Below are 21,951 nucleotides of genomic sequence, written 5' to 3'. Positions count from 1 at the left end.
GGCTCACAGTTAAGAAAGAAGCGAAATAGAAAGTTTGTCCCGAAGTACATCTTCAGGACAATGTCAACAAGGAGAAATACAATGTATATTGACCCCGTCAAAATTTTAAAACGTTCGTGGCACATCCTGTGGAGTTATCGTGCTCTTTGGGTATTTGGCCTGATCTTGGCGCTGGCGGCTGGTGGTTCCAGCGGCAATTCGAACAGCAGTTCGCGGTATGAACAAAACCAGAAGCATACAACATGGCAACCAACGCCGGAAAACATGCAGGAAGCTTTCAAAGATGCCCAAAGCGAGATGCACAAAATATTCGAGCAGGGTATCCCGGATATGGATATCTCAGGTAAAGACCTGACCACCTTCCTTTGGGTTATCGGCGCCTTCGTACTGGTAATGATCCTCTTAGGGATCGTGATGGCTGTTGCACGTTACGTCTCTGAGACTGCGGTCATCCGCATGGTGGACGAGTATGAAGCCACCGGCAATAAAATGACTGTTCGTGAAGGGTTCCGCATTGGATGGTCGCCTTCAGCATGGCGTTTGTTCCTGATCAACCTGATCGTAAATCTGCCCATGATCGCCTTGATGGTGACATTGCTCTTCGCAGGGCTCGGTCTCTACTTTGCATGGATGAATGGGACAGCGAACTTCGCCGCCTTTAGCACCGTAACCACAGTTGTTCTCGCTGTTATCACCATTTTCGTAGTTGTGATCTTAAGCATTGTGTTGGGCCTGTTACGAAACTTCTTCTGGCGGATCAGCGTGCTTGAAGACACCGGCGTGCGCGAGTCATTCCAACGTGGGTTCACACTGGTGCGCGAGAACTGGAAGAATGTGGGCCTGATGTGGTTGGTCATGATCGGTCTGGGAATCGTTTGGGCAGTTGTACTCATCATTCTGGTCGTGGTCTCCATCCCCGTTCTGATCGTGACAGCTGTGCTCGCCGTGCTTGTATCTGCCCTGCCCTACCTGCTGTTCGTCGGTATCTTCAGCACCTTCCTCAGCAGTTGGCTTCCGTGGGTCGCGGGCTTCCTCTTCGTGGCGCCGTTGTTCTTCACCATCGCCTTCTCACCTTGGGCATTACTAGGCAGTTGGCAACAGGTGTACAACTCAATTGTTTGGACATTGACTTACCGCGAGATCAAAGCAGTACCAGCCATCACGGCAACAGAAGTTCCCCCAGCAAGTTAACAAACATCTTTTACACAGCGACCCCGTTTTAGCGGGGTCGCTGTCATTTAACGCTCAAAGATCGAAATACTTTCAATGTGATACGTTTGCGGGAACAGATCGAAAGGTGTGACTTCTTTTAAACGATACCCGCCGTTGATGAGTCGTGCCGCATCTCGCGCAAGTGTAGATGGATCACACGAAACATACGCGATCAGACTCGGACTCAACTTCAGGAGCCCATCGATAACAGCTTTATCCAAACCTGCACGCGGCGGGTCAACCACAACGATAGTTGGATCCGCTTCGAGATGCGGAATCACATCTTCGGCATCTCCCTCGTAAAGTTCCACGTTATCGAACTCATCCAAATTGACGGCGAAATCTTCACACGAAGATTCGGACGATTCGATCCCGATCACACGCCCACATTTGGGTGCAAGGAAGGCACTGAACAACCCAACGCCACAATAGACATCGAGCAAAGTTGCAGACGGGGAAACAGGCAGACAGGCAAGCAGATGCTTAACCATTTTTTCTGCCATGGCCGTGTTCACTTGAAAGAACGAAGCAGCAGAGACTTTGAAGTCACGGCCCAACACGTGCATAATGATATGGTCACTGCCAGCAATGACAACTGTATGATCCTCGTACACATGTGTGATTGAAATCCCTGCCTCGATCTCAAGCTCGGGTGTTTCAGGAGTGTCTGATTCAAGGACGAGCATCAAATCATCGTCCACGCCAGCGCGTACAGAGACACGTTCGATATTTGTTTCAGGTTCAAACTCAAGCTGGGGCCAAAACTCATTGATAGCTGGGTCAGGGAGGTGACATTCCGTGATCGGAATCACTGTAAGACCTGCCCCTACAAATCCCAACTTACCATCTTGGTCCAATGAGAATTGCACATGATTCCGATAATTCCACGGGTTGGGACATGCCACCATTGGATGAACAGGTGGATTCTCTATTTTGCCGATGCGCTTGAGTTGATCAATGAGAATATCCGTCTTTGCCTGAATTTGTTTTTCATAAGGAAGATTCTGATAATGGCACCCGCCGCATTCGCCGAAATGTACGCACTTCGCACTAATTCTCTCCGGTGATGCTTCAAGGATCTCAACGATTTCGCCTCTCGCGAAATTCTTTTTCTCCTCCACCAACCTCACACGGACTCGCTCCCCCGGCAACCCAAACGGAACAAAGACCGCACGGTTACCTGCCCCCGTGAGGGGGTCGGAGAGTCGCCCCATTGCATCGCCCCCGTAGGTCAACGTGGTCAATGTTACTTCGTGAGTTGTTGGTTCTGTCATCGTCCGAGTCCTTGTTTAAAATAATACTGCGTAATCCGTGACACGTAAACTACGCAGTACGAAGAACGCAATATCAATGATTCCAGCGAGGCACATACATCCCCACCGGGATGGAACCGCAAGCGGTTACTTGATGAAAAACGAAAGCACGATCAAGATAACGAAGAACGATCCCGCTAGAACACCAATGCGGCTCAGGTCGCGCTTGACATGCGAATAATCGGGATTGAACTCAGTAACAGTTGACGATGTTGCTTTAATTCTCTTTGCCATTTGAAACTCCTAGTTTTGTAATCGCGCAAAGACCACAATGCGCTGTTTATCAACAAGATATGGATAACACGAGATCAACGTTACCGTTGGGCTTCCCGTGGATGCCATCACTTCCACCGCTGTCGGCTCCACGATCGCCGTGCGGTCCACAACATAGACATACTGTCTCTGCTGTGTGTATAAGATCACCTGATCGCCCGGCGCCAGCCGGTCCAGATTGCGGAAAAGCTCGCCGTACACATCATTATGCGCCGAAAGGACTACGTTGCCAACCTGACCCGGATTCACCGAGCTCAGGCTCTGCCCCACACCCTTCTTGAGCTGTTCCCAACCATCGCCTTGCACAATCGGAGCATCGATATTGATTGCCGGCAACTGCAGGCGTATCGCCTGGTCTGGTGCGGCTGTAGGGATCGCAATGCTCGCCAATGACTGCACCATTGGGCGCAAATGTTCCGGTATCTCTGCATCGTTCGGGCGTGTATTCCCTTGCGCATCCGGAGGCAGATGTCCCGAAGGAAGAACGACCGCCATCACAAGCGGAGTCGGTGTAAGAGTTTCCTGTATCAACAAGGAGGCTGCTTGCTCATTTACTTCACGCAAAAAGCTAAAGCCGCTGATAAGGACGCCCACAAGCCCGACAACCGCAAGGACTTCCACTACCAAAAGAACACGATCTATCACCCGGCGGCGCGTCGAAACCTGGACCTGAGGCTGGTCACTGCTTCCTTCAAGCGTATCCACAACTGGAGCCAACGAATCAGGCTCCACGTCTGCGACACGTCCTGTTCTTTTAAAGTGCTCAAGGCGTTCGCGCCGCGCACCACGTCGCTTCTCGATCAACAAGCGACGCAACTCTTCAACAGACAGATCCTCGGGTGCTTTACGTCTTGTCATAGCGGTGGGATTATACCGCAAGGAGCATCCTTTGCCTTGCGCTTGAAGCTGGGCATTGTCAATTTGGAATACCCTCGTTATAATGTCAATCCTTCGGGCGGGTAGCTCAGTTGGTTAGAGCACTGCTTTGACATAGCAGAGGTCGTAGGTTCGAGCCCTATCTCGCCCACAGAAAAGCCATTCCCTCAACGGAATGGTTTTTTTATTCCCCAACCTGTCATACAAATCAAAAAATGTTTGGGTGTTCGTAACTTTGCGCAAACCAAAAGTTCATGTTAACGACATATATCAGGTAATATATATGCCTATTGTTCTTATGGATTCGTTCAGCGCTAGATATAATAAAGTGAACTAGACCAGTTTATAACCATATAAAGATTGGCAAAGTTATTATCCAAAACCAAAGGAGTATTATTCCAATGACGAAACGTGTTTTCAACTTTAACCCCGGCCCATCCGGCTTGCCACTTGAAGTTCTTGAACAGGCACAATCTGAATTACTCGATTTCAAAGGTACAGGTATGTCTGTAATGGAGATCAGTCACAGGTCCAAGGAATTTGAAGCGGTCATCCAAACCGCAGAAGCAGATCTGCGTGAACTGCTCGGCATCCCTGCCAACTACAAGATCATGTTCCTGCAAGGTGGCGCATCTTTGCAATTTGCCATGGTTGCCATGAATCTGCGCGCCGCTGGTGCATCTGCTGATTACATCGTGACCGGCTCCTGGAGCAAGACCGCTCTTAAAGAATCGCAAAAACTCGGCACTGCGCGCGCCGCTGCCAACACCGAAAAAGAAGGCTTCAAAGGTCTGCCCGAAAAACTTGACCTTGACCCCAAAGCCGCTTACCTGCATTTCACATCCAATGAAACCATTCATGGTGTGGAATTCTTTGCCGAACCAACACCTCCCGCTGGCGTTCCTTTGGTCTGTGATTCATCATCAGATTTCATCAGCCGCCCAGTTGACGTTTCCAAGTACGGCTTGATCTACGCTGGTGCCCAGAAGAATGCTGGTCCATCCGGTGTGACCGTTGTAATTGCCCGCGATGATATGCTCGAACGTACACCGGCCAACCTGCCTGTCATGCTCGATTACAAAACACTCGCGGCAAGCGGCTCCCTGCACAACACCCCGCCCTCCTTCGCTATCTACATTGTTGGTCTAGTCTTCCAATGGGCAAAGAAGATGGGTGGTCTGGCCGCCATTGAAAAGATCAACCGCACCAAAGCGGATCTGGTCTACAAAGCCATTGATAACAGTGGCGGTTTCTATCGTGGACACGCTCAGCCCGAGGCCCGCTCTCTTATGAACATTCCCTTCCGCCTCCCCAGCGAAGAACTCGAAGAGACTTTCGCGAAGGAAGCCAAAAAAGCAAATTTGATCGGTCTCAAGGGACATCGTTCCGTGGGTGGCATGCGTGCATCCATCTACAATGCAGTAACGGTCGAAGGTGCACAAGCGCTGGTAGACTTCATGGCTGAGTTTCAAAGAAAGAACGGCTAAAACAAAAGCCTCCGCGAAATGCGGAGGCTTTTTTCTTTACAAGCTCTTCCAAAAACGGTGATTGAATTTCACAAATCCGTTTTTTTCGAAAAACTCATGCGCATGAAGATTGAAGCCCCAAGAGTCAAGCTGGATGCGAACCACATTCCATTCTTTGGCCAGATGCTCGACTTGTGCAATCAATGCTTTCCCAACACCCTTTCCATGCGCCTCAGGCTGGACTGAGATCTGGTCCACCAAAAGATAGCGCATCGCCACTGTGAACGGATTCTCCTCCCGCTCGATCAATTTACACAACACACACCCAAGAGCCTTCCCATCTTCTTCGGCGATAAAGATCCTTACCAGCGGATCAGCAAGCATTGTATCGAAAAACTGAACGGCAAAATCATCAGTTCGCGGTATTTTAAAAATATCGGGATGATGTTCAGCGTGAAGGCGTTGTACCTCCATGCTCAGCGTGGACAAAAGTAAACTATCGGTTGAAACAGCTTGGTGAATTTTCATATACGATCCTTCAACTTGACATGCCTGTTATTCGGCATATAATACCAGTCATATAAACGCATTGACCGAGACGAGTATGTGGTCAAATCCCTGACAGGGAGAAGAGAGCGCAGATTGAGAATCTCTTCCAGGGAAATCACAGAAAACCACTCGCGAGCGTGAAGCCCAAAGCTTTGAGCAATTAGCTTTTAGCAAGTAAGTTGAACGGATGGCTCCGTTAGAGGCTGAAGAGATATACCCATCAGATCTTTACGATCTTCGGTATAAATCGGGTGGAACCGCGTGAATTCAATTCTCGTCCCGTTTTCGGGCGAGAATTTTTGTTTATTAGGAGGTCGCTATGACTACCCACACTCGTCAGCGCCTCGAAGGTTTGGCATAACGTGTTATGCCCTTACTGCTTCCCTTCGAGACGCGAGAAAGTGTCCTCGAAGCAGAAGCAAACCAAAGCTCGTACTGAGCGAAGCCGAAGTATCAAGAAAGGAAGCGAAAATGTCGCAACAAGTTCAGGAAAAATACGAAGAGTCCCATCTTTATAAGGTCCGTCATTCGGCGGCGCACGTCATGGCGCAGGCCGTTTTGGAAATGTTCCCCGATGGCAAGGTTACGATCGGGCCTCCCGTCGAGAACGGTTTTTATTATGACTTCGATCTGCCGCGTAATCTCACGCCAGAGGATCTGGAAGCCATCGAAAAACGCATGAGACAGATCGTGCAAGGCAAACATGAGTTCAAGAAGAAGGTCGTGTCTGCCGATGAGGCGCGTGAAATATTCAAGGACCAGCCGTATAAATTGGAATTGATCGATGGACTTGAAAAAGGCGGTTTGGATGAATACGGCAACCCGCTGAAAGAGAAACCTGAAATCTCGATCTACCAACACGATACATTCACGGACTTATGTCGTGGACCTCACGTGGAAAGCACGAAAGAGATCAAGCAAGATGCATTCAAGTTGATGAACGTAGCGGGCGCATATTGGCGCGGTGACGAGAACAATAAGATGCTCCAGCGCGTGTATGGCACGGCATGGGAAAGCAAAGACCAGTTGAAAGAATATTTGCATCAACTGGAAGAAGCCAAGAAGCGCGATCATCGCAAGCTAGGCAAAGACTTGGAGATCTTCATCTTTGACGATGAGGTTGGCCCTGGTTTGCCGTTGTGGCTACCCAACGGCGGGATCATGATCGAAGAGTTGGAGAAGCTGGCCAAGGAAATGGAAGAGGCGGCGGGTTACTCGCGCGTGCGCACGCCGAACATTACGAAGGAAGACTTGTTCCTGCGCTCAGGACATCTTCCCTATTATGCAGAGAGCATGTATCCGCCTATGGAATTGGAGGGCGTGAAGTATTACATCAAGCCGATGAACTGCCCGATGCACCACAAGATCTTCGGTTCAAAGGGACGTTCCTATCGTGACCTGCCTGTCCGCCTTGCAGAATATGGCACGTGCTATCGCTATGAAAAATCAGGCGAGTTGTTCGGCTTGATGCGCGTGCGCTCGATGCAGATGAACGATGCCCACATCTATTGTTCTGAGGAACAATTTGAGCAGGAGTTTATGGGCGTGATCGAGTTATACAAAAAATACTTCGAACTGTTCGGCATCGAGAAGTATGTGATGCGCCTCTCTCTTCACTCCAAAGCTGGTCTCGGCAAAAAGTATGTGGACAACCCTGAGCTTTGGCTCAAGACGGAAGACATGGTGCGCCGAGCAATGGATAATGGTGGCGTGCCGTATGTGGAGCGAGAGGATGAAGCCGCGTTCTACGGTCCAAAAATTGACGTGCAGATCTGGTCTGCCATTGGGCGCGAGTTTTCACTCGCCACGAATCAAGTGGACTTTGCCGTGCCCGAACGCTTTGACTTGAAGTTCACGAACAAGGAAGGCGCTGATGAAATTCCGCTTTGTATTCACCGCGCGCCGCTTTCCACGCATGAACGCATGGTCGGATTCCTGATCGAACATTACGGAGGCAACTTCCCCGTGTGGCTTTCACCGGAGCAGGTACGCGTCATTTCGATCACGGACAGCCAGAATGAATATGCGGAAAAGATCGCAAAACAGCTTCGTGAAAATGGCATCCGTGCACATGCCGACTTGGCGTCACAACGCATGAACGCCAAGATCAGACAGGCACAGTTGATGAAGGTGCCATATATGATCGTGGTCGGTGACAACGAGATGCAGGCAGAGCAAGTGTCCCTGCGTGTGCGGGACGGAAGCCAGCAGAACAACATTCCACTCGGTGAGTTCATTGCGCGGGCGAAGGATAGAATTGCTAGAAGAGCGCCTGAGTTGTAAAAATCAAAAGCGGAGAACTGTTCAGTTCTCCGCTTTTTTATTCATGGTTTCGATGTTGGTGCCCATGTCAACGTCCATGGACCTTGCAACGGAACAGTCTCAAAAAACATCAACTCCACAGTGAGTTGACCTGTAGGCGGGGGAACCAGATAGGTGATATTTTGTGAATATTTCACGATATCTGTGGGACGGCGATCCTCCTCACCTGCTGAAGGCCCGCGTTCCTGCGAGCTTCCCACAATATCAAGCATGAACGATGTCCCTTGAGGCACATCGATGCCCGAATGGTACCGGAAGAGATAGCCATCCTCGATCCTTTCAGCTGTATCGATCATGAATTCATACTTCCCCATTTGAATTGGCAGATTTAATTGCCAAACCTGCCCAACTTGTGGATTGGGGCCGGCATTGAAATCAAACCTGGCAACACTGGTTGCATCGATATTGATGCTATCGAGGATAATCGTCAGAGGCATCTTCGTGGACTTGGGGATCTCATATGCCCAGCTATAAACACCGCCCCAATCGACAAGCGGTTTAATGTCATCACGTGGTTTGAATGTGACGGTTTCTCCATCTGCATCTTCGATCCTTGGCAAGTAATCATATACACTTCCTGTCGTCAACATGGGACCAGGCATATCACCAGCGTCTACAAAATTGCCAACCAGGATATATGAGTCAGGTAACTCAATCACCTGCTCAAGATATAGACCCGATCCATTCGGCACAGGTGTTGGAGTATTTGGAAAAGATTGCTCGTACTGGAAAGGCGTGAGCATGGGTTCCGGTGTGGATGTGGGCAATACATCAAACTTAGGTCCAGAAGAAACGAAGTCTGATCCCAATTCCACTCCAGGGGTTGCAAACCCTTCAGGTGCAGGAATCAACTCAAAAGGAATTTGCCAATCTTCAGGCCCAGTACCTTTCGCAAGGATACAGTCCAGAACAAAGGTAACTTTATTAACATCCACGGGAAGCGGAGGATAGTAAATAGTAGTCTCAAACCTTACTGGTTCACCTACCTGACCGCCAACGCCACCCGATCCACCACTCCAGACATCCAAAGTAGAACCATCGGGAAGTTTCAAATAAGGAGTCGCACCGCAAAAGGGAAAAAGCTGTTCGGGTCTACGCATACTGATACCATCCCAGGCATATTCGACAAATGTGTACTCTGCATTTGCCACCACTTGATATACGCCAACTGTAACACCTTCTTTTTTCACTTCCACTTTTTCATTGAGCATCCTCAACGGCACACTTTGATCCACCAAGCCAACCCCAGGAACATAACCAATCACCTTACCAATGGCATACACAACACTGGTCAATAAAACAAGCGATAACAGAACAAGCAAAAGAGACAATACAGGTTTTGCACGTAACTTCATCATCAATGATTTCCTTTCCAACCGAACCGCGATACGCGGCATCAAATTTACGCTTTCAGGCACAGCGTGGCGAGCGACATTTTCAAGTAAGTTTTTCATGCGATTATTTTTCATTTATCGCTCCTTCGGTGTGTATCACCGAGTAGACCACGTAGGCGTTCACGTGCCGCATTCAATGTCCATTTCACCGTACCAATTGCTGAGTCAGATTCATCTGCCATTTCCTTTTCGCTCATCTCAAGGAAATATCGTTGCACAACAACAGCCATTTGTCTTGGCGATAGTTTTTGCATCGCGTTCCAAATTTCATTTTGGACTTCAATGGACTCGACTTGCTCTTCAACGGATTCAACTCTTGAAACCAATTCTGCAAAAATGGATTCGTCCGCATCATCCCCAATCTCAATCTGCCTCGCCGACCTTTGCATGATCTTCACTGATGCATTGACTACGCTCCGCATGAACCACGGCTCAAATGGACGCGTACCATCGAATCCGCGTATGGAGCGAAACACATGGACGAAACAATCCTGCACCACATCTTCGGCCAGCCCCGAGTCGCGTGTGATCAGATAAGCTGTGCGCACAGCCTTCACCTGATAGCGGCTCACCAAAAACTCCAAAGCGGCAATATTCCCCTGTTTAAGTTGTAGAATGGCTTCCTGCTCGTTCACAAGAGAATTATCCTCCACTATAACTATCCGATCATACCTGAAAAGGTTGGGGTAAGTTGGTGACCAAATAAAACCCCGTAAAATCGCCAAAAGTGGACGAATTTGCCGTCAATGGCTTATTTTGTTGACGAGTCACACGCCTTCATGGTATTATCAGCCCGCCAAAAACCAGCCGATGGCTGGTTAACTGTTCTAAATAGGAGAGTCTTATCAGCGCTACAGAGTTTCGAGTTAACGAGGGAATCCGTGTCAATGAAGTCCGTTTGATCGGGGCGGATGGCAACAATGTTGGTGTCGTTCCCATCAAACAAGCTTTACAAATGGCACGCGATGCCGGGATGGACCTGGTAGAGGTTTCTCCCAACGCCGCCCCACCTGTTTGCCGCGTGATCGATTACGGTAAGTTCGTTTTCGAACGGGCAAAAAAGGATCGTGAGGCACGCAAGGCCCAGACCAAGATCGAGGTCAAAGAAATCCGCCTGCGCCCCAAAACGAACGAGGCGCACCGTGGTTTCAAAGTGGACGATGCGCGCCGCTGGCTGTTGCACGGCAACAAAGTCCGCGTGACGATCAAGTTCCGTGGCCGCGAAATGGATTATCCCGAGATCGCACTCGAAGACCTGAGAGAAATTGCTGAAGCACTCTCTGATGTAAGCACAGTAGAACAACCGCCGCAAATGGAAGGCCGCACAATGCTCGTGGTGTTGGCACCCGCCAAAGGCGTAGCAAAAAAGAAAGAGAAAACGGATCAGACTCCAGCTGAGCAAGAAGCGGAAGCCTAGTCCCAGAGAAAGACCCAAAGATGTTGAAGAGTCCGCGGGCGAGCACGATTAGTCCCGCGGTTTTGTTGTCTGTAATCAAGTTACCAAGTTCCATGCTGGTATCAAAATATAGATACAAAGTCATGGTTGGAAATGAACGCAGTACTGCGTATTTTGTCTGAAAGGAGCAAGTTACAATGCCTCGTAAAGCCAAATCTGGCGGTAAACAGAAACTGAAGACCCACAAGGCAACCTCCAAGCGTTTTCGCCTGACGGGTTCCGGCAAGGTTGTGCGCACCAAAGGCGGCAAAAGCCACCTTCGCAGAAACACATCCAAGCGTACCAAGTCTCAGTTGTCTGAAATGCACGAAGTAAAGGGCTCGAAGATCATCAAGCGCGTGAAACGCTTGGCGCCCCACATGGAATCGTAGGGCGCGTCCCTGCTTCCGGAAATCGTATCCTTTTTAGTTGCGGCTTTCGGGTGTACGCAACTGGCTTAATCAGCCGACGCCCGCGAGTTTGCAGGAGATAAAATATGAGAGTGAAAGGCGGCCCTCAGGGCTACAAACGTCATAAGAAAGTATTGAAGATCACGAAGGGACAGCGTGGCGCCAAGCACCGCTTGTTCAAGCGAGCCAATGAGGCCATGCTCAAGAGCCTCTGGTACGCCACCCGTGATCGCCGCGTGCGCAAGCGCGACCTCCGCAAGTTGTGGATCGCCCGTATCAACGCCGCGGCCCGCCTGAATGGCACCACCTACAGCAAGTTGGTGGCAGCGCTCAAGAAGGCGAACATTGAGCTCAACCGCAAGATGTTATCCGACATGGCAATCCGCGACCCGCAAACATTTGCGGCAGTGGTTGCAAAAACGAAGTAAATCCCGTAGGGGCAGGTCTAAGACCTGCCCCTACAATATTTAACGGGGGTAAAATATTCAAATGAATACCGTTCTCAAAGAACACGTTTTCCCCACAGGTCAAACAATCCAGATCGTGCAAGGCGACATCACAATCGAAGAAGTGGATGCCATTGTCAACGCGGCGAACGAACACCTTCAACATGGAGGCGGAGTTGCGTGGGCAATCTCTAAAAAAGGCGGATCAAAGATCCAGCAAGAATCGGACTCATGGATTCGACAACACGGCCTCGTCTCCCACGCGCATCCTGCATGGACATCGGGCGGGCTTCTGCCTGCGAAATATGTGATCCACGCTGTCGGCCCCGTCTGGGAAAACGGAAGAGATGACGAGGATCAAAAACTCGAACAAGCTGTGACGGGTTCTCTGCAAGTCGTAGATGAGTTGAAGTGTTCGTCCATGGCATTGCCCGCCATTTCCACTGGCATCTTCGGTTTTCCAAAAGATCGCGCGGCAAGGATCATCTTTGCAAGTATCGAGAAGTATTTTGAAAGTAATGCATCAAACATCAAAGTGGTAAAAATGCTCTTGTTCGATAAGCCAACCATCGAAGTGTTCATCAACATCTGGCAAACCCAATGGGCGGACAAATCATGATCACATCAGCACAAAATCCCAAGCTCAAACTCGTCCGCGCTTTAATGGGACGCGCCAAAGAACGCCGCGAAGCAAATGCATTCGTCGTGGAAGGCGTTCGCCTTGTGGAAGAAGCAGTAAAAAGTAACTGGGGATTTCAGTTTGTTCTTTTTGACGAGTCGTTAAGTGATAGAGGTAAGGCACAGGTCGAACGTCTAACATCAAGCGGTGTTGAAGTAGAACAAGTCTCGGAAAGTTTGATGAAATCTTTGAGCGAGACAGAGACGCCTCAAGGCATCCTTGCCGTTCTAGAGTTCACCCAATTACCAATTACCAATAATTTGAATTTCATCCTCATCCCCGACCAAATCCGTGACCCCGGCAACCTCGGCACATTGCTCCGCACCGCCGCCGCGACCGGGGTGCAGGCGGTTCTTCTTCCACCCGAAACGACAGACGCTTTCGCTCCGAAAGTTCTCCGCGCAGGCATGGGGGCGCACTTCCGATTGCCGATCCACTCATTGAGTTGGGAAGAGATCAAAGCACAAACAAAAGACATGGACATTTATATCGCAGACATGGACGGTGTCTCTTGCTGGGAAACCGACCTCCGTAAACCGCTGGCTCTGGTTATCGGCAGTGAAGCCGAAGGTGCAAGCGATGAGGCGCGCCAACTCGCCACACAGAAGATTTCCTTGCCAATGAGTGAAGATGTTGAGTCACTGAATGCAGGAGTGGCGGGTTCCGTGTTGATGTTTGAGGTGGTGAGGCAACGTTCGAACGTTTGAACGTTCAAACGTTGCAACGAGGCCTAATGAAAATCCACTCCATCACCTACTGCGGAAACGTCGAGGCACTAAATGTGAAAGTAGCAGTGTCCATGTTGATGTTCGAGGTGGTAAGGCAGAGAGACTTAAAGTATGGAGAATAAATACTATCGTTACCCTGTCGAAATTCAAAACCGTAAGACTCTTATAAAATTTTTTGCTTTTTTGTTTTTGTTATTTTCAGACATAGTAATTCTGGCATATCCACTGGCAGACAATAATTATCAAAAAAACTATTACTATCTATTACTTACAGTTCTAATGGTAATAATTGGCTTCATTTTTGCTTTTGGCGAATATCCTGATGTCAAAACAGACGATAACGGACTTTACGTCGAATTTTTATGGACATATCTTCCAATTCCATGGGAAGATATTACAGAGATCAAGCATTATAGTTTTCTCCTTTCCGATTGGTGGCTAATCACAACAAAGAATCGTTTAACTTTTTTTCACCGACTATATAGCATCTACCTTTTCAAATCATTTTTTCCTAGTTTCTACATTCATCATAAATCGTCACAAGATCAAGCAGATCTTCTGAAATTAATAAGAAAACAGGTTGCGACTAGAGCAAAGGCAATTAGAAGTTCATAAAGATCCGATCCATCGCCTACTGCGGGAATTTTGAATCACTCAATGTGGGCGTAGTCGGGTCCGTGCTAATGTTTGATGTAATAAGACAAAGGATGAATTAGTGTCATTATGTTCGACGGAAACATGCCACAAATAGTTGAAAGCATATTCGCGATTTTTATTATTGGACCCATTGTTGTTATTCTCGGCAAGTTCGTTTGGTTTCAGCCTGAAACATTTGAAAAAATGATGATTGAAAAAACACGGTATCATCCTTATAGTATATATATTTCGAAAAACTATTGGAAAAATACGATAATGTGGTTGAGAATTGCAACGCTTTTAGGGGCATTCGCTTTGTTGAAGACAATAATAGAAGCATTACTAGGAATGATAAGTTTAATAAAATGAAAATCCGCTCCATTACTTATTTCTGCAATCCCAAATTCCCGCTTGAGGAAATAATCATCCAAACCGCAGGGACGTTCCTTGCGGAGGCCAAGTCTGCGTATGAGGCGGCAGGCTATGAGGTGCAGACAGTCCGCCTTGCAACGATTCCATTTCCAAAATTACTCGGGGAAGAGAATATAGACAAACTCCCCGCATTGACCGGTCAACTTGCGGACATCTCCAGGCAACTCAACATTGGATACTTCTCTCTCGGACCTGCACTCCCCGAAATCCCGCGCAGTTATGAAGTCATCCCGGATGCGATCTTTGTTTCAAAGGATGCTTTCTTCAGCGGTGTAATGGCCGATAAAACGCGTGGGCTTGATCTCGCCGCGATCCGTGCCTGCGCGGATGTGATCGTCAAGTGCGCGCCCATCGAACCGAATGGATTTGCCAACTTGCAATTCGCCGCGCTGGCAAATGTCCCTGCAGGGGCGCCGTTCTTCCCTGCCGCATATCACGACAAAAACAAATCTTATTTTGCCATCGCCACTGAGTCAGCCGATCTGGCAATTCAGGCGTTCGAGAACGCAAAAACCATCGAAGAGGGAAGAAACAATTTAGTCAGCGAGATCGAAAAGCATGGAAAGAAACTCGCCGAGGTTGCCAAATCATTGAAAGTGAAATTCTATGGCGTTGACTTCTCCCTTGCCCCATTCCCCGATGATGCCCATTCACTTGGTAATGCGGTCGAGAAAATGGGAATCCCCAAGATCGGACTGCATGGCTCCCTCGCCGCCGCCGCCATCCTGACCGAAGCTGTGGACCGTGCCGATTTTCCTCACACCGGTTTCAGTGGATTCATGCAACCTGTGCTCGAAGACTCTGTCCTTGCCAAACGCGCCGCCGAAGGGACGCTCACCATCAAAGATGCTTTACTATATTCGGCAGTTTGTGGAACGGGGTTGGATACGGTCCCGTTACCGGGAGATACAACTACCGAGCAACTTGTCCCATTGCTCCTTGATCTATCAGCGCTGGCACTACGCCTCGATAAACCTCTCACTGCGCGCCTCATGCCAATCCCTGGGAAAAAGGCTGGCGAAGAAACGAACTTCGATTTTGCGTTCTTTGCCCAGAGCAAGATCATGGCTTTAGATTCGGAAGGCTTGAAGAGTCCCTTCACTGGAAACGAAACTCTCCAACTCCGTTCTCGAAAATGAATTCACTCAATACAATTCCATTCGATCATCTACTTTGGCTGGTGCCGATCTTCTTCATGCTTCACAACATGGAGGAAGCCCCGTTCATAGAACGCTGGTCGAAGCGACTGCCATTGAAGCTTCCCATCAGTTACACAACTCGTCAATTTGTAGTTGCAGTGACACTTATTACTCTATTCGGGTTTCTGCTCACATACTATGCGGTTGAATACCTGCATAACGCGACTGGGTATTGGTTGATGTTTGCATTTCAAATGGTTTTATTCTTCAACGCCTTCATTCCCCATATCGGAGCCACGATCCGCTTCCGCATGTACAGTCCGGGCGTAGTGACAGGGACGCTCATCACCATTCCCTTTTCGATCTATCTATTTCATCGTGCACTGACAGAGCATATGCTCACTTGGAATCAAATCTGGATACTACTTGCCATCGCCCCATTCGTGATGGTCGCTTTTACCTTAGGGTTTTTGCAACTTGGAAAAATGCTGGCACGGTAAACGGACTTCATCACGGATTCGCGGACTGGAAACGGACCATCCGTTTTTGTCCGTGAGTCCGCTATAGAGTCCGCTTACTACACTTTCAACTTCCACATCGTGAACGGCTCATCGAATCCTTTTAATTCCCCGCTAAATCGGCTCAACGTCTCAGACGGAATATTCCTCGTTACATATTCGCGTATCTCAGGGTCGTTATAAAACTCTTCCGAGAAGATCAACTCACCGCCTTTGGAAAAACCTGGCAGACGTGCCGTGATATTGACCGTCGAGCCAAAGTAATCCAAGCGATCATTGAGATTGACAACGATACACGGCCCCTTGTGCAGACCGACCTTCAGCCACAACATCGGCTCACCGCGTTCCGCAATTTCCTTTTGGGCTTTCCATACGGCCTTCAACGCATCGATGGGATGCAGGAACGTTGCCATTACAGCATCGCCCATTGTCTTGACGATCGACCCACCTTCTTCTGCGATATATTTTTCAAGAACTTCAAAATGTTCACGCACACGTCCAAAGGCCGATGCATCACCAATGGTCCGATACATGCGAGTTGAGTCGCGCAAGTCTGTGAACATCAAAGTGACAGAGCCGATGGAAATCTCTTCGCCGGGGCGAACCACTTCGGTTGCGAACAGATCACGGAAGACCTGTAACGCAGTCACATCGGCCGCGGTCGAAGCCTGATCGCTCCATGAAGTACGCTCAAGTTGAAAGAGAGAATCGGCCTCTGTCGCATTGATCAGGTTGAGGGTAGGAAGAAGCGAGATGCGTTGTTCCTCTGGCGGCCATCCGAATGAAGTCACACGCAGATCGGCTTTTGTCTGTCCATCCGAATCCGCAAATAAAGAAACGGAACCTGGCACGTTCGAAGCACGCAGAGTGTAACGTCCCTTTTCCAATTGAATGGGTGCGGGCAAAGATTTCAACGCCGCCACACTTTGCGTCATCACCACATGCGGTTGCAATTGCGGACTTCCCACACAGAACGCCGCATCTAATTTTACAGAACGCACAGAAGGGTTGGGGCGAAACACCACTTCGATATTGTGGTCGAAGTTCACAGTGAAATCCACCTGACAGGTATTGCAGTGAGATTTACCATGCACATCCGCAAGATTGGTATGGCCCTCACTCATACCGCGGCACATCGGGCATAACAGATCCCAAGACATATCCAAAATACCCGCGCGCGTGGCATGCAAAAACATTTCAAGCACTGCACGACGATTGACACCCCATGCATCAGCCAATACATACGGTCTGATCCGTTGAAGAGACAAATCATCGGCATGATCGATAAATTCTTCGAGACGTCCCAAGAGATCTGGGGAAACAACGGTATACAGCGGTTCACTCATGGACCTGAACCTGGTCTGCCCACTGACGCCGAGTCCACGCTGAGACGTTAAGCCGGGCAACGCCCCTTCTTTGCCCGCAATACCATCATACATACGGAAGGCTCTTCCAAACAAAAACTTCGCGACAACATTGAGCGCGAACGGAAGGCCGAGTTGGATAATAAAATTACTGGTTTTGACAGACGTTTGATATATAAGCCGTGTCCCACCATCAGGAAGCTTATCAAAGGTGACACGCACGCGCATCTCGTCGATGGGGCCTTTGCGAAAAGTTTTTACAACACCGAAGAAATATGGATACGCCCATTCGAACGGTTCCTCGTCCCATTCCACTCGAATGACCGGTAATTTCATGCGTATCTTCTTGGCACCCCTTACATTGCTGAGCACTTCCACTTGCGGCTGGAATGTATCCTTATTAAAACGATTCGTGTCCGCCGCGAAGGGCCAAAGCGCTTCGGGTGCAGACTTGAGATCCCATTGCCAGGAGAAGTGGAATTCTTGGGTCATGATGGATAGATGCTGGATACAACCTAAATTTTACAGCGAACAATATGAAAATACCATTACGGTATTTGGTCAAATCCAGTTTGCCTGTCTGCAACCGTCCGTGAGAAAATCCGTTTATCAAATCTGTTCATCCTATTAACAAGACATTAACTTCCTCGAAAATGTCTTATGGTATAGTCGTTAACAAATGTCTGAAACAATACTCGTCGTCGAAGACGAACCCGCACTCAGAGATACTCTCACCTACAACCTCAAAAAGGATGGCTTCACCGTCGAGGCGGTGGGCGATGGCCGCGCCGCGTTGGAGGCGGCCCGCCGTTTGAAACCGGACCTTCTCATCCTCGATATCATGCTCCCCGAATTGGACGGCCTGGAGGTGGCGCGTATTCTGCGCAAGGAAATGTCCACACCCATCCTCATGCTCACCGCACGTGACGATGAAATTGACCGTGTGGTCGGCCTCGAAGTGGGCGCAGACGATTACCTGACCAAGCCCTTTTCCATGCGCGAACTCATGGCGCGCGTCAAAGCCCAGTTACGCCGCACACGCCTCATACAAGAGGAGATCGGCAAAGCCGGTGTTTCATCCACAAAACAGGAAAAGCTAACCTTCAACAATCTTGTGGTCAACCTCACCCGCCGCGAAGTGATCCTGGATGGCGAGCCCATTCAACTCAAACCGCAGGAATATGAACTGCTCACCTTCTTCGCCGAACACAAGGGACAAATGCTCTCACGCGAATTCATCCTCGAACGTGTTTGGGGCTGGGATTTCATCGGTGATAGCCGCACTGTGGATGTCCACGTGCGTTGGCTCAGACAAAAGATCGAATACGACCCCGGCAACCCCGTACGCATTGTCACAGTGCGAGGCGGCGGATATCGGTTCGAAGGTTAAGTAAAAAGTATTTGGTAGCTGGTAATTACCAGGCATGAACTATCTCTCCATTTTCACAGTCATCCTGCTCATTGTCGCCGCGTGGTATGCGTGGCGATATTACACGTTGCGCCGAAACATGGATGAATATGCCAACCGCGTCCGCGCCGAAAATATCACCACTGAAATAAAAGAACTCGAAAACATAGCCAGCGCGATCGTATCTGTTACAGCGTCCCTCGATGCCCGTCACTCCTCCCTAACAGCCGAGCGTGCGCGCCTTGCCACCGTCCTTGAACAGATCACCGATGGCGTGCTCATTGTCGATTCGCAAGGCATCGTCCAGTTTGCAAATCCCGCCGCGGGCAGGCTCTTTCAAGCATCCAACCCCATCAACCGAAGCATTACAGAAGTCATTCGCCATCACCAACTTGTCGAAGCCTGGCGGCGATGTCAACAAACACGCGAGCTACAAAGCGAAACTGTCGAAGTGCCAGCCCGCCATCAATATCTGCAACTTGTCGTCATCCCCGATCAACACGCCAGCGGAAGTCTCTTGCTCGTACAAGACCTCACTCGCATTCGCCGCCTCGAAACTGTGCGACGCGATTTCATCAGCAATCTTTCGCACGAACTCCGCACACCGCTCGCATCCCTCAAAGCCCTCACCGAAACTCTACAAGATGGCGCCTTGGATGACCCTCCCGCCGCGCGCCGCTTCATTGACCACATCCAAGTGGAAGTGGATGCGTTAACGCAAATGGTGACCGAACTCCTTGAACTTTCACGCATCGAATCAGGTCGCCTCTCTCTGGACCTTCAGCCTGTTGCGCCATGCGATCTGCTTGACTCTGCCTCCCGACGCATGCAAGTGCAGGCCGAGCGCGCAAGATTGAATCTACGCGTGGACTGTGGGAAAGACCTGCCAAAGGTGAAGATCGATTCGCAAAGGCTGGAGCAGGTGCTGGTCAACTTGATCCATAACGCGGTCAAGTTCACAAAGCCAGAGGGAGAAGTGGTTCTTTTCGCTGACGCAGGAATCGGTGAGGTCCGATTCGCTGTTCGGGATACAGGGATAGGCATCCCTGCGGAAGATGTCACACGCATCTTTGAGCGCTTCTATCGAGTCGATAAATCCAGAACCGGCAGTGGAACCGGTTTGGGGCTGTCCATTGCGAAACATATTGTTGAAGCACACAAAGGGAGGATCTGGGCTGAAAGCATGGAAGGACAGGGAAGCACGTTTTACTTTACGATACCGATATAAAAAGCCTGACGTGCGTCAGGCTTTTTTGTTGAAGGAACGGTTCATCAACCATTCTTGTATATCAAACTTTTCTTCTTTATCCTGTGGCTTCAGGCGGGTATATGTGCCATCGGGTTTCATGAGCCGTGCGCGCATGTTATCGCGCAGATAAGCACCAAGGACATTCTCACGCAAATGTTGAACATGTTCAGGCCGCTCTACAGGGAATACAACCTCCACGCGGTTATCGAGGTTTCGTTCCATCAGATCGGCAGAGCCAAGATAGACCTCTCCCTGTCCGTTGTTGTGGAAGTAATACACGCGGCTGTGTTCGAGGTAACGGCCCACCACGCTGATAACACGAATGTTATCGCTCACGCCCTTTAGGCCGGGCCGTAAGCAACACATACCGCGCACGAACAGGTCCACTTTTACGCCGGCTTGTGAGGCGGCATACAGAAGTTGGATCATTTGAGGATCGACAATGGAATTCATTTTGAAGAACAGGTGCGCTTTGTTACCGTTCTTCGCATGTTCGATCTCGCGCTGGATCAATGATTCCATTTTCTTCCGCAAGTTGACCGGGGCCACGAGCAATTTTCGATACTCGGTCTGCGCTGAATACCCTGTCAGAAAGTTGAACAGATCGGTTGTATCTGCGCCGATGGCTTCATCACAAGTGAAAATGCCGATATCTTCATAGATATTGGATGTGAAGTGATTGTAGTTTCCGGTGGCAAGGTGAACATAACGGCGAATGCCTTCCCCTTCCTGGCGAATGACCATCGCCACTTTGGAATGGGTCTTCAACCCCACCAAACCATAAACAACATGCACCCCTACTTCTTCCAGTTTGCGGGCCCAACTAATGTTGCTCTCTTCATCGAAGCGGGCTTTGAGTTCCAATAGGACTGCCACTTGTTTGCCGCGTTCACGCGCTTCGAGCAGGGCGTTGACTACCGGTGAGTCCCGCCCAACGCGATACAACGTCTGTTTGATGGCAAGCACGTTCGGATCGCGAGCGGCGAAGCTGAGAAAATCCACGACCGGGCTGAATGAGTCATACGGATGGTGGACGATGATATTTCGTTGGCGAATGGCATCGAAGATATCTTCCGGTGTTTCTGCGCTTCTGAACACCTTGGGGATATGTTGTTTAAAGGCGGGGAATTTCAAGTCGTGCCGTTCCACGCTGTTATAGATCTGCCAAAGATTGATCAACCCCAACGGCTTGCGCTGAATGAACACATCGCTCGGTTTGATCTCGAGGTTATCGATCAAAAGATCACGGATGTTGGCAGGTAGGCTATCGTACACACTCACTTGCGCCACAGAACCAAACTTGCGCTGACGAATAGTCTGCTCCATCGATTCGAGCAGGTCGTCGGCTTCCAATTCCTGTATCTCGGTATCGGCATCGCGCACGATGCGGAAAGGATGCACGGAGACGATCTCCATGCCGGGAAAGAGTGAGCCGATGTTTGCGGCAATGACCTGCTCAAGCCAGACAAAATAATGATGGAAAGGAATCGTCCCATCTTTGCGAGTAGCACCCGAGGAACGTTTGATGGGAATCAGGCGCGGCAAGGTACCGGGCACTTTGAGACGTGCAAATTTCTCGTTCCCTTTCGGGTCACGAATGACGATGGCAAGGTTGAGGCTGAGATTCGAAATATGAGGAACGGATGCCCGAGGTCCAGAGCAAGAGGCGTGAGGACGGGGTAGATCATCTCATGGAAATAGGTGTCCGCTTTTTCCTTTTGCGCATTGCTGGCCTTTTCATAATCCAAAATATGGATGCCCGCCTTCTCGAGTTTGGGCATGAGCTTGCGTTGCAGGCAGTGATGCGCTTCGTTATCCAGTTCAATGTAACGCTTGCGGATGGCGGCCAGTTGCTCACGCGGGGTCAGGCCATCAGAAGAAACATCAATGATGCCAGCATCCACTTGTTTGCGCAGACCCGCAACGCGCACCATAAAGAACTCGTCCATGTTGGAACCGAAGATGGCGAGAAATTTGACGCGCTCCAACAGCGGATTATTCTCATCCTGCGCCTCTTCGAGGACACGGCTTTGAAAATCCAACAGGCTTAATTCACGGTTGATAAAGAGTTCAGGGTTGGAAGTAATTGTTTCCTTGGTCAT

At 49.6% G+C, this 21,951-nt stretch carries 20 protein-coding genes, 1 tRNA gene and 1 pseudogene; 14 read left to right on the top strand and 8 right to left on the bottom strand.

From position 1 onward, the window contains the following. Positions 1–81: 81 nt before the first annotated feature. Positions 82–1,191, top strand: a complete 1,110-nt coding sequence (locus tag IPP66_06700; protein MBK9924967.1) for a hypothetical protein — start codon at positions 82–84, stop codon at positions 1,189–1,191. Between the two features lie 47 nt (positions 1,192–1,238). Here IPP66_06700 and IPP66_06695 read toward each other — a convergent pair whose 3' ends face one another. From IPP66_06695 to IPP66_06685, 3 genes are all read right to left on the bottom strand, one after another. Then, entirely contained in the window at positions 1,239–2,486 is a 1,248-nt protein-coding gene (locus IPP66_06695; protein MBK9924966.1) for a class I SAM-dependent RNA methyltransferase, read from the bottom strand. Between the two features lie 126 nt (positions 2,487–2,612). After that, positions 2,613–2,759 carry a hypothetical protein gene (locus IPP66_06690; GenBank protein ID MBK9924965.1) on the bottom strand — a complete coding sequence of 49 codons (147 nt, stop codon included), beginning with the start codon at positions 2,757–2,759 and terminating at the stop codon, positions 2,613–2,615. A 9-nt stretch (positions 2,760–2,768) separates the two neighbouring features. Further along, positions 2,769–3,656 carry a class D sortase gene (locus IPP66_06685; GenBank protein ID MBK9924964.1) on the bottom strand — a complete coding sequence of 296 codons (888 nt, stop codon included), beginning with the start codon at positions 3,654–3,656 and terminating at the stop codon, positions 2,769–2,771. A gap of 95 nt (positions 3,657–3,751) precedes the next feature. Between IPP66_06685 and IPP66_06680 the strand changes: the two genes are divergently transcribed. Beyond that, positions 3,752–3,825, top strand: a tRNA-Val gene (locus IPP66_06680). A gap of 250 nt (positions 3,826–4,075) precedes the next feature. Then, positions 4,076–5,161, top strand: a complete 1,086-nt coding sequence (serC, locus tag IPP66_06675; GenBank protein ID MBK9924963.1) for a 3-phosphoserine/phosphohydroxythreonine transaminase — start codon at positions 4,076–4,078, stop codon at positions 5,159–5,161. Positions 5,162–5,197: 36 nt separating this feature from the next. Here the strand turns inward: serC and IPP66_06670 are convergent, their stop codons facing one another. Next, positions 5,198–5,668 carry a GNAT family N-acetyltransferase gene (locus tag IPP66_06670; protein ID MBK9924962.1) on the bottom strand — a complete coding sequence of 157 codons (471 nt, stop codon included), beginning with the start codon at positions 5,666–5,668 and terminating at the stop codon, positions 5,198–5,200. A 492-nt stretch (positions 5,669–6,160) separates the two neighbouring features. Here IPP66_06670 and IPP66_06665 point away from each other — a divergent pair, with 492 nt between their 5' ends. Next, complete coding sequence (locus IPP66_06665) at positions 6,161–7,972, top strand: threonine--tRNA ligase (protein MBK9924961.1); 1,812 nt, start codon at positions 6,161–6,163, stop codon at positions 7,970–7,972. Between the two features lie 41 nt (positions 7,973–8,013). Here IPP66_06665 and IPP66_06660 read toward each other — a convergent pair whose 3' ends face one another. Both IPP66_06660 and IPP66_06655 read right to left on the bottom strand, forming a co-directional pair. Continuing rightward, complete coding sequence (locus IPP66_06660; protein ID MBK9924960.1) at positions 8,014–9,480, bottom strand: hypothetical protein; 1,467 nt, start codon at positions 9,478–9,480, stop codon at positions 8,014–8,016. Continuing rightward, positions 9,477–10,040 (bottom strand): RNA polymerase sigma factor, encoded by a 564-nt coding sequence (locus IPP66_06655; GenBank protein ID MBK9924959.1) that lies wholly within the window; start codon positions 10,038–10,040, stop codon positions 9,477–9,479. The genes IPP66_06660 and IPP66_06655 overlap by 4 nt, the downstream gene beginning before the upstream one ends. A 209-nt stretch (positions 10,041–10,249) precedes the next feature. Here IPP66_06655 and IPP66_06650 point away from each other — a divergent pair, with 209 nt between their 5' ends. The 8 genes from IPP66_06650 to IPP66_06615 all read left to right on the top strand — a co-directional run bounded on the left by IPP66_06650 (position 10,250) and on the right by IPP66_06615 (position 15,810). Next, positions 10,250–10,822, top strand: coding sequence for a translation initiation factor IF-3 (locus tag IPP66_06650; protein ID MBK9924958.1), 573 nt, complete (start codon positions 10,250–10,252; stop codon positions 10,820–10,822). A gap of 176 nt (positions 10,823–10,998) precedes the next feature. Beyond that, complete coding sequence (locus IPP66_06645) at positions 10,999–11,232, top strand: 50S ribosomal protein L35 (protein MBK9924957.1); 234 nt, start codon at positions 10,999–11,001, stop codon at positions 11,230–11,232. Positions 11,233–11,336: 104 nt separating this feature from the next. Next, positions 11,337–11,678 carry a 50S ribosomal protein L20 gene (rplT, locus tag IPP66_06640; protein MBK9924956.1) on the top strand — a complete coding sequence of 114 codons (342 nt, stop codon included), beginning with the start codon at positions 11,337–11,339 and terminating at the stop codon, positions 11,676–11,678. A gap of 61 nt (positions 11,679–11,739) precedes the next feature. Beyond that, positions 11,740–12,315 carry a macro domain-containing protein gene (locus IPP66_06635; protein MBK9924955.1) on the top strand — a complete coding sequence of 192 codons (576 nt, stop codon included), beginning with the start codon at positions 11,740–11,742 and terminating at the stop codon, positions 12,313–12,315. Beyond that, a complete protein-coding gene (locus IPP66_06630) occupies positions 12,312–13,082 on the top strand; it encodes an RNA methyltransferase (GenBank protein MBK9924954.1) in 771 nt (256 codons plus the stop codon). Before IPP66_06635 ends, IPP66_06630 begins: the two co-directional genes overlap by 4 nt. 132 nt (positions 13,083–13,214) lie before the next feature. Then, positions 13,215–13,718 (top strand): hypothetical protein, encoded by a 504-nt coding sequence (locus tag IPP66_06625; GenBank protein MBK9924953.1) that lies wholly within the window; start codon positions 13,215–13,217, stop codon positions 13,716–13,718. Positions 13,719–14,104: 386 nt separating this feature from the next. Continuing rightward, the gene (locus tag IPP66_06620; protein ID MBK9924952.1) at positions 14,105–15,310 is read left to right on the top strand and encodes a DUF711 family protein; all 1,206 of its coding nucleotides are present in this window, start codon (positions 14,105–14,107) and stop codon (positions 15,308–15,310) included. Continuing rightward, positions 15,307–15,810, top strand: a complete 504-nt coding sequence (locus tag IPP66_06615) for an HXXEE domain-containing protein (GenBank protein MBK9924951.1) — start codon at positions 15,307–15,309, stop codon at positions 15,808–15,810. The genes IPP66_06620 and IPP66_06615 overlap by 4 nt, the downstream gene beginning before the upstream one ends. A gap of 77 nt (positions 15,811–15,887) precedes the next feature. On the opposite strand, the gene IPP66_06610 is transcribed toward IPP66_06615, so the two are convergent. Beyond that, entirely contained in the window at positions 15,888–17,684 is a 1,797-nt protein-coding gene (locus tag IPP66_06610; GenBank protein MBK9924950.1) for an adenylate/guanylate cyclase domain-containing protein, read from the bottom strand. Between the two features lie 187 nt (positions 17,685–17,871). Here IPP66_06610 and IPP66_06605 point away from each other — a divergent pair, with 187 nt between their 5' ends. Both IPP66_06605 and IPP66_06600 read left to right on the top strand, forming a co-directional pair. After that, positions 17,872–18,582, top strand: a complete 711-nt coding sequence (locus tag IPP66_06605; protein MBK9924949.1) for a response regulator transcription factor — start codon at positions 17,872–17,874, stop codon at positions 18,580–18,582. A gap of 34 nt (positions 18,583–18,616) precedes the next feature. Beyond that, a complete protein-coding gene (locus IPP66_06600) occupies positions 18,617–19,828 on the top strand; it encodes a PAS domain-containing protein (GenBank protein ID MBK9924948.1) in 1,212 nt (403 codons plus the stop codon). A gap of 15 nt (positions 19,829–19,843) precedes the next feature. On the opposite strand, the pseudogene ppk1 reads toward IPP66_06600, so the two are convergent. Beyond that, positions 19,844–21,951, bottom strand: a pseudogene (gene ppk1 / locus IPP66_06595) (polyphosphate kinase 1).

The sequence above is a fragment of the Candidatus Defluviilinea proxima genome (assembly GCA_016721115.1).
In the GTDB taxonomy this organism is placed as follows: Bacteria; Chloroflexota; Anaerolineae; order Anaerolineales; family Villigracilaceae; genus Defluviilinea; species Defluviilinea proxima.
Note: the sequence above shows the minus strand (reverse complement) of the source record. Positions and strands in the feature narration are given on the sequence as shown.